Below are 12,944 nucleotides of genomic sequence, written 5' to 3'. Positions count from 1 at the left end.
TATCTCCATGAGAAATTTTCCTTGAAAAAAGAATGACCGGGAGAATCGGTATTTTGCCCTTTTCCGTTCAGGTGATTCGTGATAGGTTCCCGCGCATGGATCCCCATATCGCTGCAGATCTCTCGGCGCTCGACACGGCTGTTTTGCACAGCCGTCTTTCCGAGCTCGGGAGCTATCTTTGACCTGGACGGCATTCAACAACGAGTGGCCGAATTGGACGAACGCATGAGCGCTCCGGATTTCTGGGATGACCAGAATGCCGCGCGGGCGCTGATGGCGGAAGTGAATCCCCTGAAACACAGGATGGAGGCGTTTTCCGCATTGAAATCCCGTCTGGAGGATATTGACGCTACCATTGAATTGGCCCAGGAGGCGGATGACGACGACCTGGGCCGGGAGGCCGTGGAGGAGTTTGCCAAATGGCAGAAGTCCCTGGCGGATTTTGAGCTGCTGACCTTGTTGAACGGCCCGCAGGACCAGGCTTCCTGTTATGTGACCATTCACGCCGGGGCAGGCGGCACGGAAGCCTGTGACTGGGCGTCCATGCTGATGCGCATGTATATCCGCTGGTGTGAGCGCCGCGGCTTTTCCGTGACTTATCTGGAAAGCACGGATGGCGATGACGCCGGCATCCGTTCCGTAACCTTGAAGGTGGATGGAGAGTATGCTTACGGTTATTTGAAGAATGAACGCGGCATCCACCGCCTGGTGCGCATTTCTCCCTTTGATTCCGCCGGTAAGCGGCACACTTCCTTCGCCTCCCTGGACGCTACGCCGGAGGTTTCCGATTCCATCAGTATTGAGATTCTGGACAAGGATTTGAAGGTGGATACCTACCGTTCCGGCGGCAAGGGCGGCCAGAACGTGAACAAGGTGGAAACCGCCGTGCGCATCACGCACATTCCCTCCGGAGTGATCGTAGCCTGCCAGAACGAACGCAGCCAGCTTCGCAACAAGGAGGAGGCCATGAACATGCTGCGCGCCAAGCTGTACCAGATTGAGGAAGACAAGAAGCAGGCGGAAGCCGACCGCCAGTACAGTGAAAAGGGGGACATCGGCTGGGGCAACCAGATCCGTTCCTACGTCTTCCAGCCTTACCAGATGGTGAAGGATTTGCGCACGGGCGTGGAATCCGGCAACATTCAGGACGTGATGGACGGCAACCTGGACCCCTTCATTGAGGCCATGCTGCGCGGCCACAAGCGCGAACGCTGACGTTTTCCTTCCCTTCTTATGGCCGCTGGACTGATTATTGACGTTCTCTCCCTGTTCCCGGAGATGGTGGAAGCCCCCCTGGGCGGCAGCATCCTGGGGAAGGCCCGTGAAAAGGGGCTGGTGGAGGTGCGCTGCCATAACATCCGTGACTGGACGGTGGACAAGCACCGCAAGACGGACGACTACCTCTGCGGGGGCGGGCAGGGCATGCTGTTGAAACCGGAACCCATTTTTGCCGCCGTGGAGGAACTCCGCAGGCCGGAAACGCGCGTGGTGCTGATGACCCCGCAGGGCCGCACCTTCAATCAGTCCCTGGCCGGGGAGCTGGCCGCATCCGGCGGCCACCTCATCATTCTCTGCGGGCATTATGAGGGGGTGGACCACCGCGTGGTGGAAGAGCTGGTGGATGTGGAGCTGTCCATCGGGGATTATATTCTCACGAACGGGGCGATTGCCGCCGTGGTGGTGATTGATGCCGTAGCGCGCCTGATTCCCGGTGTGCTGGGGGATGAACGCTCTTCCGTGGAGGAATCTTTTTCCAACGGCCTTCTGGAGGCGCCCGCCTATACCAAGCCGAACGTGTTCCGCGGGATGGCCGTTCCGGACATCCTGCTGGGCGGCAACCATCCCGCCATTGAAAAGTGGAAGCACGGGAAATCTCTGGAGCGTACGCGGCTGAACCGTCCGGATTTATGGAGGGCGTGGCTGAAGGCGCATCCGGAGGATGCCGTGGAATGAGATATTTGAGCGCCGCGTCAAATTTCTCTTGCCAAGACCGGGGCCTTCCGTTATAAGACCTCGCCTGCCACCGTGAGGGTGGTGTGAAGCACCTTTCTGAACCTTTTACAAAACACAAGATCATGTCCAAGCATTCCAGCCTCAAAGCAACCGGTACCGTAGGCGGCAAGCGTTCCGTCCTGAAGCGTTTTGAACGCGTCAAGCTTCTCAAGGAACGCGGCGAATGGAAGAAGGGTCAAAGCCCTCTCGGCCTGCCGAAGACCAAGCATGAAGCTTAAGCCTGCTTTTACCCCCTCCGGAGAGTTTCCCGGCGGAGTCATGCACGGCAAGTCATTTTCCTAATACAGGAAGCCTCTCGGATGTCTATGAACCGAGAGGCTTTTTTCTTCCGGCAAAGAAGGCCATCCCTCTTTTTGGGGCGCGCGAATTGCCGTAATACAAACAATACAAAACCATCCGCTGAGATAGCGGACATTATACCAATATGAGTGAAGAACAACATGGCTCCGAAGAAAACGGAGGTATCCGCATTAATAAATTCCTTGCATCCTGCGGCATTGATTCCCGCCGGGTGGCTGACAGACTGATTGAGGAAGGACGCGTGGAAGTGAACGGGAAGGTTATTGATACGCCCGGAATGAGGGTGACGGAGAAGGATTTCGTGAAAGTGGACGGCCGCCACATGACTCCCATGGAGGAAGTCGTGGTGCTGTTGAACAAGCCGCGCGGGTACGTATGCAGCCGTGAAGCCCAGGGGGCCATAGGCACTGTTTACGACCTGCTGCCGCCGCGCCTGCGCCATCTGAATTACGTGGGACGGCTGGATGCCGATTCCGAAGGCCTCCTGATCATGACGAACAAGGGGGAATTGACCCAAACCCTTTCCCACCCCACCGGCGGGATTGAAAAGGAATACTGGGTGACGGTAGATCAGAATTTTGACAATTCCGTGCTGATGCAGTTCCTGCGCGGAGTCCGCATTCCGGAAGGCAATGCCAAGGCCAAGTACGTCTGCCGCGCTTCCGCGCGCCGCGCCTGTGTTGTTCTGGAACAGGGGCTGAAGCGCCAGGTGCGCCAGATGTTCCAGTGCCTGGGCCTCCGCGTCCGCAAGCTGGTACGCGTGCGCATCGGTTCCCTGTGGGGGGGCGATCTGGAACCCGGAAGCTGGAGATTCCTGGATGATGCGGATGTAGCCCTGCTGCTGAAGAATCCTCCCCGCCAGCGCAAATACCTGGGTGCTTCCCAGCTTGTCGCCGGGACTTCCGCCAAGGGCGAACAGAGCGGGAAGAACGCTGATTCTGATGAAGGTTATGTATTTAATCCGGAAGATTTTGAAGCCGGGGATTCTTATGAACCTACTCCGGAAATGAAAACCCGCTTTGCGGATACAGAGGACGAGGATGAAATCAAGGAGGGTGAAGACCTTCGGGATGATTCCGGATTCCGTTCCCGTGAACGCCGGGAAGATGGTTTCCGTGGACGCCGCGAAGGCGGTTTCCAGCGCCGGGAAGGCGGCTTCGGTGGCAATCGCCGCGAGGGAGGCTTCCAGCGTCGTGAAGGGGGTTTCAGAGGAGACCGCCGCGAAGGAGGCTTCCAGCGCCGTGAAGGCGGATTTGGAGGAGACCGTCGCGAGGGAGGTTTCAGACGCCGCGAAGGTGGCTTCGGTGGAGACCGCCGCGAGGGAGGCTTCCAGCGCCGTGAAGGTGGCTTCGGTGGAGACCGCCGCGAGGGAGGCTTCCAGCGCCGTGAAGGTGGCTTCGGCGGAGACCGCCGCGAGGGAGGCTTCCAGCGCCGTGAAGGTGGCTTCGGCGGAGACCGCCGCGAGGGAGGCTTCCAGCGCCGTGAAGGTGGATTTGGCGGAGATCGCCGTGAAGGAGGTTTCCAGCGCCGTGAAGGTGGATTTGGAGGAGACCGCCGCGAAGGAGGCTTTAAACGCCGCGAAGGCGGTTTCGGAGGAGACCGCCGCGAGGGAGGCTTCCAGCGTCGTGAAGGCGGTTTTCGCAAACCGGGCTTTGGCGGCAGATCTTCCGGCGGTTTCTCCCGCGGAAACAGGGGCCGTTAATGATTGACTTGTTCCGGTATGAAGAAGCAGTGCAAATGGTGGCTCCTTGCCGGATTGTGTGGGCTGTGCCTCGTTCAGCCTCCGCTTCATGCGTCTCAGGATGCTCCCTCCCCGGCTCCTGCCGGTGAGGGGGATTTTGGGACGTACCTGTCCAGTCTTCAGGAGAAAGCCCATAACGGGGATAAAGCTGCCGCCCGGGAGCTGGCAGTGCATTATGATGTGGAGGGGAATGCCCCGGAGACGTCCAAATGGATGTCTGAATACGTTTCCCTGGCGGAGAAGGAGGCCAATGGCGGGGACGTGGATTCCATGCTGGATTTGGGCAAGCTGTTTTATACAGGCAGCCGCCTGTACCCCAGGAATCTTGAAAAGGCCCGGTACTGGTTTGCCCGCGCCGCTGACGGCGGCAATGCCGCGGCACAGTACCAGGTGGCTGTAATGGCTTCCAAGGGAACAGGCGGTCCGAAGAATGAGGAAATGGCGGCCCGCTATTATGAAAAAGCCCTCCAAACATGGAGGAAAGAGGCTGACGCCGGCGATTCCAAGGCGGCGTTGTGGGCGGCCCTTGTTTATGAACGGAAGCTGGTTCCGGACAGCTCTCCGGAAAAGTCGGTTCCGTACCTCCTTCATGCTGCGGAAAGCGGCAACCTGACGGCGCAGGGGCTTCTGGCGTTCAAGTACCGGGATGGTCTGGGCGTCCCGCAGGATGCGGCCAAGGCCGTGGAATGGTTTGAAAAGGCGGCTGGCCGGAAGGATCTGGGCGCCGTAATGGAACTGGGCATGATGTACCGGGACGGTAAGTATATGCCCCCTGACCGGGAAAAAGCCCTCAACTGGTTTGAAAAAGGCGCGGAATGGAAGGATCCGTACAGCATGGCTGCCCTGGCGGACATGCTGATGGAAGGCTCTCCTTCCGGAGAACAGGCAGCGCGTGCGCTGGCCCTGTACCGTGAAGCCGCTGCCATCGGTTACCCCCCTGCCGCCCTGAAGGCCGCGGAATTGCTCCAGAACGGGAAGGGCGGGGAACTGGATGCGGATGAAGCCTACAGGCTGCTGCGGCGCGCGGCAGACGCAACGGGGGACCCCAAGGCCATGTATATGCTGGCCCAGGTGTATTATACGCGGGGCGATGATGCGCAGGGGGATTCCCTGATGAAAGCATCCGCCCAGGCGGCTTATCTGCCGGCCATGAACCGCATGGCGCGCCTCCATCTTCTGCCGGGCAGTTCCATGTCCTGGAATCCGGTGCTGTCCTATTATTATTGGAACCAGGCCGGAGAACTGGGGGACGAAGGGGCGGCTTCCGCCGCGTTCTGGCTGCTGTGGGGCAGCATGGCGGCGCTTTCCCTGGTGATCTTCCTGGTCGTTTGGCGTTTCCACCGTTTTGCCGTCAGAAGGCTTGCGGAGCAGCAAAAACAGGAACAGCAATCCTCTGATGACGCATGAAGCGTATTATGAGGTATCCGGCATGAAAAAAATCTGTTAAAAAGACCGTAGCACTCCATGATGAACACGTTAGCTATTTTTGGACTGGGAACGCCGGAGATTATCGCCATTCTGGTGATTGTCTTCCTGCTGTTCGGCGCTAAGAAACTCCCCGAATTCGCCCGCGGTCTGGGCAAGAGCCTGGGAGAGTTCAAGAAGGCCAAGTCCGAGTTTGAAGAGGAGCTGTTGAAGACGGAGAAGGAAACCATGAGCGATACTCCCGCTTCCAAGCCGGAGTCCCGCCCCTCTCCCGAGCTTTCCCAGCCCATTGACGTGGAAGCGGAGAAGCCGGCGGAAACCAAAAAGGAGAGTAAGTAGGTTTTCATCTGATAAAAAACTTGAGCAGGCGGGGATTTCCCCGCCTTTTTTGTTAACTTTTTCCTGTTACCTTCAATTGGTAGCAGACAGCCTTCTTTTCCGATATTCCGTGGTTGATTCCATGGAATATTCTTTGTCGTAGATTCCACTTGATCAAATTCTTGATGAATCATACGCGGGATTTATTTATTTTACTGATATGCGAAAGAGAAGGGGGATGGATTTTTCTGCTGGAACGTGAACCATGAAGCGGAATAAGAAAAGAATTCCTCTTATAAAATGAGATTGCGAAAATAACGCAATGCGAATTTTATTCTCCTGCCATTGCAGGCATGAATTACCCGGCAACTCTTTCCGTTGATTCTTGAAAAAGAAGTATGCTACAGAGAATACTTATTGAGAATACGCATACTATCGTGATGCAAGTCTCAATATTTTGTTTATCAATATCTAACAAAACAACATCGATGAACGAACAAACATTCGATAACAGCAGGGATAATGGAAATTCCCTATCCCGATCCGATTCCTCCAACATGATTCTTGCTGAGGAATGTCCTGGTTTTAAATATTACATTCCCGCTACCCGTACGCGCACTGGTGAACCTCAAAATATTCATGAATCCATTAAAGAGGGCCCTCCTTCTGAAGGTTTCCACAAGGATTTTTACTGGATAGTTAAAGTTGGTGATCCATCAGGGGAGACCAGGGAACCCATTCAAGTTACAGCAGACTTGAGCGTCGACGATTTAGGCGAATTTTCCATGGGTCCTTTGAAAATCAGCTTGCCTGAGCAGGGGCCGAATGGGGGGAGCTCCGGACAGAGTGATTCTGCTTCCGGGAAACTTCCTCCCGGTTTTTATTGCGCTACGTTAAGTTATGATAATATTGACTATAAAAAGAACGCTAACAAAGCCTTCCTGGAATTTAGCCTGAATGCCAGTCCGGGCAAAGCTGTTCCGGAAGACAATGAAGACAATGCCGGAGATTGTGAGCGAGATGACTGCGATTGCCAGAAAGGAGCTCAGAACGAAAATACAACGCAGCCGGGCGGAGAGGAAGGGGCCCCTGCTTCTCGGAAAATCCGCTCGGCAGAATGGGCCAGTTCTTCCGGCGGTAAAAATATCACAGCTACCATTAGCAAGAACAACATGCTTTGGCAGGCGAATTTCGGTACCTTCCGAGGCATGGGAGGCGTACCGGGAGGCATGCTTGAAATTACGGCCAAAAATTTTTCAGAAACGGCTTGGTCAATCCACTCTCTTGCCTACAATCATCCGATGGCAAGTCGTCTGGAGAAACCATCCGGCTCCAGCTATATCGGCCAGCCCAACACCATGGTGAAAGTTGTCTCCGGAACAAGCAAACATCATTACCTCATCGGAGGAGACGGCAATTCCATCTTCGGCGCCGGAGTTTCTACCGGTACAACCACCTCCGCCCGGGTTCAATACGGAAGTTCGGGAGAAACCTCCCACATAGAATTTAAAACACATACCAAAAGTTCCACTATTTATTCAACTGTTTCAGGAATGCCTTCCAGTTATAACACTTGGTCCGGTAAACAGATTTCTTCTTCCGAATTTGCCCGTTACCTTGATATTGTAAAAGCTGAAGACGGGAGTCTGCGTCAGATATGGAACTTGTGGGATGGGGTGGCAAATATCGAAAATATTAGTGAAAATGGTTACTCCATCGCCCTGTATCTTCCAAACCAGGTAGGAGTTAAAGACAATTCCACCGGTTTGTATCAGCTCACAGGGGAACCTTTCAAATCCTTTGATATTGGCCCCAACGAAGAACGTGACCGCATCATTGTTACAGAGCGGGCGGCTGGTCGTCCCCCTTATGTGGTATCTTGGTGGCAGGCTGGTGGCGCCTGGAGCATGTCAAAAGGCACCGGAGAAGACGAGATTGTCACACTGGTAGAGCGAGAAGAACTTGGAGGCAACCGCTATAGGCTTACTGCAAAAGTCAAGAGAGGAATGGAGGGAGAGGTAGTTTCATGCACTTCAGAAACTTTCTCTAAGACGGATGAAGGAACGCAGAGAAATGACAAAACCATGGCTTACGGCAGTCCCATCTCCCGGAAGACTACCTATTCCTATGACGATGCCGGGCGCGGCAATGTAGTGGATAAGAACGCCTCCACAAAAGACAATATCTGGTCTAGCGGTTATGATACGCACAGCCGCCCCACTGTCTCGTATGAGCCATGGGCCGGAGGCACTCGCAAGGCTATCTATACGTATTATAAGGATGGGGATTTCTATGATTCGGACATTGACCATCAACGCATCGCCCTTGTTAAAGAAGGAAATGCTACCCAGTACCGGCGTATCAATTACAAATACTCCACAGTCAATCATGTGCGCCGCGTAGAAAAACGGACCACGGCTCTTGGGTCTGGTAAAACACAGTTTGAGGCGACAGAAACCTGGCTGGGCACCGCTCCCAATCCCCATGCCCAAGGACGAATTAAATTCCACCGGGATATCAATGGAGTACAGACAGCTTATACCTATGAGCCCAATAACTCTTACGGATCTCTTTACAAAGTTACGAAAGAAACGCAAGTATCGGGGAAAGCTGTTCATGGTCAAAGCACGCGTCAAATTCGTTATGTCTCTGCTCAGGGAAATGACATGCGGATAGAAGATTACGTTCTGCTTTCTAACGGTACTTGGAAGCTGGTTGAAGCCATGGATTACGAATACGACTGTGAAAACCGCTGGATTAAACGCACGCGCGCCAATGGCCGTATTACAGAACGTGAAATGATGTGCTGCGGTCCTCTGTGGGAACGGGATGAAGACGGTATTCTCACTACCTATTCCTACAATACGGCCCGGCAGCTTGTAGAAGTTATCCGCTCCGCAACAGAAACTACTCCGGAAATGATCACCTCCTATACCAGGGATGCGATGGACCGTATTCTTGAAACTCGTGTAGACATCGGTCCAATGACAACCATCACCAGGACGAGCTATGATTTGCTGGGACGTCGTGTTTCCTACACGGATAAACTGGGGCGCGTAACAACCTACTCTTATAGTGAAGACGGATTGACCACAACTGAAACAACTCCCACAGGAGCTACTCTTATCACACGGAAGCACGCGGACGGCACTCTTCTGGAGCAATCAGGAACAGGACAGCGGCACTTGATTTATATGGTGGAGGCTCTCAAGAACGGAGTCCGCACCACCATTTCAACCCCTTCCCCGGAAGGTAGCGCTGGCATCGTACTCTCCCGGGAAACCGTGGACGGATTCGGGCAGACGGTGAAGAAAGAACTTCCCAATACGGAAGGAGGATGGATTGTTACCGACTATGTCTACAATGAAAAGGGGCAAAAAACACAGGAGCAGACGGTTGGTTTGGCCCCCATTCTTTATGACTATGATACGATGGGAAACCTCATCAGAGAAACTGTCAAGCTGGATGATTCCCCTACAAAACTCAACTCCCGCATTACGGAATGGGCTGTCTCTTTTGAGGATGGATCAGATGGAGTCTATCTGAAAGAGACCTCTACCATTTATACGCCGGAAGGGGCCCCTGTCAGGACTTCGGAAATCAGTCTCATTTCATCAACTCATGCCACCCTGGCCGGAAAAACCGTGATTAGGGATACACGGGGTAATGAAGGCGTTACATGGACGGAATATTCAACATCCGCCAAACGAATTATCAAACGGCAAACTCCAGCTTCCAATACCATGGCGGAGGATGTTTTGATAGATGGTTTCCTGATTTCAGGAACAGATCTGGCAGGCGTCGCGACCACCCACGCCCGCATTTATACGGAACATGGTTTAACACTGATTAATACGGATGTCCGCGGCAATGCTACCATCTTGGAGCAGGATGTCGCCGGGCGCTCCGTCAAGGTAACGAACGCCATGGGTGGTGTTACCACGACATCCTATGATCCAGCCACAGGAAAACCCTCGTTTGTGACGGATGCCTTGGGAAATACGGTCTGCTTCTCCTATGACTGCCGGGGACGTAAAATTGCTGAATACGGTACAGGTGTCCAGCCAGCCCTTTATGCCTATGATGACGCGGACAACGTGGTTTCCCTGACCACTTTCCGGGCTGGGGAAGAGGCCATTGTTTCAGATCCCACGGAACGTACGGATGGCGATACGACTACTTGGCGTTATGACGCGTCCACCGGTTTGCTTCTTAGCAAGACCTATGCTGATGGAACTTCCGCCAACTATGAGTATGACTCCATGAACCGGCTGGAGAGGAGTATCAATCCCCGTTCCCTCGCAGCAATAAGGACTTATGCTCCGCTCACCGGGGAACTTCTCTCTGTCATCTGTGACGATTCCTCTACTACGCAAACGCCTCCGGTCACTTATTCTTACAACTACCTCGGCATGCCTGTTTCGGTTTCGGACGGCTCCGGGACACGGGAATTTATATACAACCAGTACAATGAACTGGAGGCGGAAAAGATGCAAGGACTTGTTTCCTGTGTCCTCTCTAATACTCGCGACTCTCTGGGGCGTGCTGCAGGCTACAGCCTTCTTTGCGGGGAGGAAACCGTACAGGCCGTTTCCTATGGATATGATACCAAGGGAAGGCTGGGGAATGTCTCCATGGATGGTTTGGAAGCTCCCTTTAATTACGGTTACAATGTTAACCATGGGCTATTGGAGACGCTTTCCTACCCTAATACCCTCAAAAGATGGTATACGCGGGAAGAAAAGAGGAATTTGCTCATTAAAGTAGATTATCTTCGGCCCGGAGGGCAGAATTATCCCGCAAAGGTTGATTATACCTATGATATCCTGGGACGTCCCATGACAAAAATGGATTACTTCAACACTCCCAATCCCGATTTGACACATAATTATACGTATAATGAACGGGGAGAGCTTGTTGCCGACGCAATGAGCCGGGGTGGAACATACAGCTATGTCTATGACAACATGGGCAACCGGATAACTGGCCGGGAAGGAACCGCAGATTCTTCTGTGTATGCCAGCAACGAACTTAATCAGTATGTATCTATTATTGAAGGAACGCAAACTCCTTTCCTGCCGGAATATGATTTGGAAGGTAACCAGACAAAGGTGAAAACGGCTACCGGGGAATGGAGCGTTACTTACAACGCGTTCAACCAGGCCATTGAATTTGTACAGGGTGAGATGCGCATTGAATGTTTATACGACTACCTGCACCGGCGTGTGGAAAAATCTGTATACAACGGAGAAAATCTCGTTTCCCGGAAACGTTTCATTTACAAGGACTATCTGCAAATCGCAGAACTGGATGCCGCAAACGCGGATGAAACGGTTTTACCCATTTTGAAAAAAACCTACCTGTGGGATCCTGTAGAGACCACAGCTACGCGTATTCTCGCCATGCGGAACTATGATGGAATGGGCAGTAATCCGGAAAACCTGTACTTCACGCACGACCGGATGAAGAATGCGATTGCTCTCTTCGGTTCCAAGGCCGGGCGCCGTGCCTTGTATGAATACGCTCCCTACGGAGCCGTTATCAAAGCTGAAGGAGACATGGCCCTGGTCAATCCCTTCCGTTTCTCGTCGGAATATCATGACGATGAACTGGGGATGGTTTATTACAACTACCGCTATCTCAACCCTCTGGATGGTCGATGGATTAATCGGGATTTTGTTTCAGTATCAGGTGTTATCAACGAATATGTGTTTAATGATAATTTTGTTTCAGGGTATACTGACATTTTGGGGTTGTCTCCGGACTATAAACCATATTTGTGTAATGGCTCTACATTACCTCCCTCTGCATTAGGATCTTCGCAAACGCCTTCTCAGCCATCATATCCTAAGGCAGATGATATTTTACAGAATATTGATAGAAAATATGATAAAAATGGTGATGGTGAGGTCGATGAGTGTTTTTGTGAAAAATTTGCGAAAGCACTTGAACAATTGGCAAATGATCCATCAGTGAACAATTACAACGATTTCCTTCAAGCTTTGTCAGATGGAAGTGAGAAAGGAGATTTTGTCAATCAAGTTTCAGAAAAATTGGCTAAAGATTTGAATAAAGAAATGAAAACAGGAAGTAAATTATTTAATAATGTTGACAATTTATTTAATGGAGATAAAGATGCTACTCTCAAAAGGTTAATGCATGGGAATACGCCGAGAAATCAAAAAAATGTTGGATTTAAGCCGGAAATGGCCGCGAATGGTGCCAATAATGCTCGTCATTTTGCATGGGCGCTTCACGAAGGACAATTAGGTGCAAGAGCTGCCCAATTAATGGATTTTGCAGAATCGTTAATTCGTTCTGGTGCGAGACAGCAGGAATGTGAAGCAGAGGTGGAATCTGATAGAGCTGCTGCTGGGGCCGCAAAGGATTTGTCTAAAGTTTTTAAATCACATTATTTTGACAAAGATACATGGAATAAAAATAAAAGTAAAATAGCTGATACATGGAGAAAAAGATTTTGCCAAGAAAAATAATCAATATTACAAAGATAATTATTTTTGTTTATATTTTGCAACTTTTGTTATCCTTGATATTGTACTATAGGTCAATTGAAAAGTATGAAATTGATGAAATTAAAATATCTATTGAGAAGGAAACGCCTTGGTATTTGAGCATAATACCAGGATTGGGCATTTTTCTTGATATAGGTGATATTTTTTTAGATAATCACGTCAATATAAGATTTTATTATCAGGGTTGGACGTATGTAGCATACTCGGATTCCCAGGAATATATAAACTGGAAAAACGGTCTTGAAGTTAAAACGACAAATGATTTTATTTTTTTATATGAGAAAGGGGAATGCGATCAGCCTATCATAGGAATGCCTCGTAGAGGAATGAGAATATTGCCTCTCTGATTTTTTCGTTTGATCTTTTTTGAAAAGCAAACAACATTGTTGACAGTCTGTTCTCTCATTTTGAGAGAACAGACTTTTTGCTTTTCCTTAGTCTGGTGTTCACCCTCGGCATTGTGAGATTTTTAGGGAGAACACGTGACATGTATCAGGAGAGGCGTGAGGCGATCTAGTGCATCAACAAGGTTGGGATTATGAGTGATATGTTATATACAAAGAGAGATGGGTGTTTTAATATTTATGTAACCACGGTGCCAAGATATGCTAGCC

At 51.5% G+C, this 12,944-nt stretch carries 8 protein-coding genes; all 8 read left to right on the top strand.

All coding sequences use genetic code 11. From position 1 onward, the window contains the following. Positions 1-95: 95 nt before the first annotated feature. The 8 genes from prfB to M8N44_RS13200 all read left to right on the top strand — a co-directional run bounded on the left by prfB (position 96) and on the right by M8N44_RS13200 (position 12,677). A protein-coding gene (gene prfB / locus M8N44_RS13235) for a peptide chain release factor 2 (RefSeq protein WP_215443679.1) occupies positions 96-1,215 on the top strand; the annotation gives its coding sequence in 2 pieces (ribosomal slippage) (positions 96-179 and positions 181-1,215; 1,119 coding nt in all). An 18-nt stretch (positions 1,216-1,233) separates the two neighbouring features. After that, positions 1,234-1,953: a tRNA (guanosine(37)-N1)-methyltransferase TrmD gene (gene trmD / locus M8N44_RS13230; protein ID WP_102712393.1), complete on the top strand. Its 720-nt coding sequence runs from the start codon at positions 1,234-1,236 to the stop codon at positions 1,951-1,953. Positions 1,954-2,075: 122 nt separating this feature from the next. Beyond that, the gene (locus M8N44_RS13225; RefSeq protein WP_012419301.1) at positions 2,076-2,231 is read left to right on the top strand and encodes a small basic protein; all 156 of its coding nucleotides are present in this window, start codon (positions 2,076-2,078) and stop codon (positions 2,229-2,231) included. A gap of 206 nt (positions 2,232-2,437) precedes the next feature. Next, positions 2,438-4,015 (top strand): pseudouridine synthase, encoded by a 1,578-nt coding sequence (locus M8N44_RS13220; RefSeq protein WP_249853126.1) that lies wholly within the window; start codon positions 2,438-2,440, stop codon positions 4,013-4,015. An 18-nt stretch (positions 4,016-4,033) separates the two neighbouring features. Beyond that, the gene (locus tag M8N44_RS13215; RefSeq protein ID WP_102729106.1) at positions 4,034-5,461 is read left to right on the top strand and encodes a tetratricopeptide repeat protein; all 1,428 of its coding nucleotides are present in this window, start codon (positions 4,034-4,036) and stop codon (positions 5,459-5,461) included. A gap of 57 nt (positions 5,462-5,518) precedes the next feature. Then, entirely contained in the window at positions 5,519-5,818 is a 300-nt protein-coding gene (gene tatA, locus M8N44_RS13995; protein ID WP_102729105.1) for a Sec-independent protein translocase subunit TatA/TatB, read from the top strand. 467 nt (positions 5,819-6,285) lie between these two features. Next, complete coding sequence (locus tag M8N44_RS13205) at positions 6,286-12,291, top strand: RHS repeat domain-containing protein (RefSeq protein WP_180976199.1); 6,006 nt, start codon at positions 6,286-6,288, stop codon at positions 12,289-12,291. Beyond that, positions 12,261-12,677, top strand: a complete 417-nt coding sequence (locus M8N44_RS13200; protein WP_102729103.1) for a hypothetical protein — start codon at positions 12,261-12,263, stop codon at positions 12,675-12,677. Before M8N44_RS13205 ends, M8N44_RS13200 begins: the two co-directional genes overlap by 31 nt. The last annotated feature ends 267 nt before the right edge of the window (positions 12,678-12,944 follow it).

The sequence above is a fragment of the Akkermansia massiliensis genome, assembly GCF_023516715.1.
In the GTDB taxonomy this organism is placed as follows: Bacteria; Verrucomicrobiota; Verrucomicrobiia; order Verrucomicrobiales; family Akkermansiaceae; genus Akkermansia; species Akkermansia massiliensis.
Note: the sequence above shows the minus strand (reverse complement) of the source record. Positions and strands in the feature narration are given on the sequence as shown.

What these genes read in the sequence shown, in the direction of transcription:
- trmD (WP_102712393.1), top strand. Translation starts at nt 1,234, where the DNA reads ATGGCCGCTGGACTGATTATTGACGTTCTCTCCCTGTTCCCGGAGATG.
- M8N44_RS13225 (WP_012419301.1), top strand. Translation starts at nt 2,076, where the DNA reads ATGTCCAAGCATTCCAGCCTCAAAGCAACCGGTACCGTAGGCGGCAAG.
- M8N44_RS13220 (WP_249853126.1), top strand. Translation starts at nt 2,438, where the DNA reads ATGAGTGAAGAACAACATGGCTCCGAAGAAAACGGAGGTATCCGCATT.
- M8N44_RS13215 (WP_102729106.1), top strand. Translation starts at nt 4,034, where the DNA reads ATGAAGAAGCAGTGCAAATGGTGGCTCCTTGCCGGATTGTGTGGGCTG.
- tatA (WP_102729105.1), top strand. Translation starts at nt 5,519, where the DNA reads ATGATGAACACGTTAGCTATTTTTGGACTGGGAACGCCGGAGATTATC.
- M8N44_RS13205 (WP_180976199.1), top strand. Translation starts at nt 6,286, where the DNA reads ATGAACGAACAAACATTCGATAACAGCAGGGATAATGGAAATTCCCTA.
- M8N44_RS13200 (WP_102729103.1), top strand. Translation starts at nt 12,261, where the DNA reads ATGGAGAAAAAGATTTTGCCAAGAAAAATAATCAATATTACAAAGATA.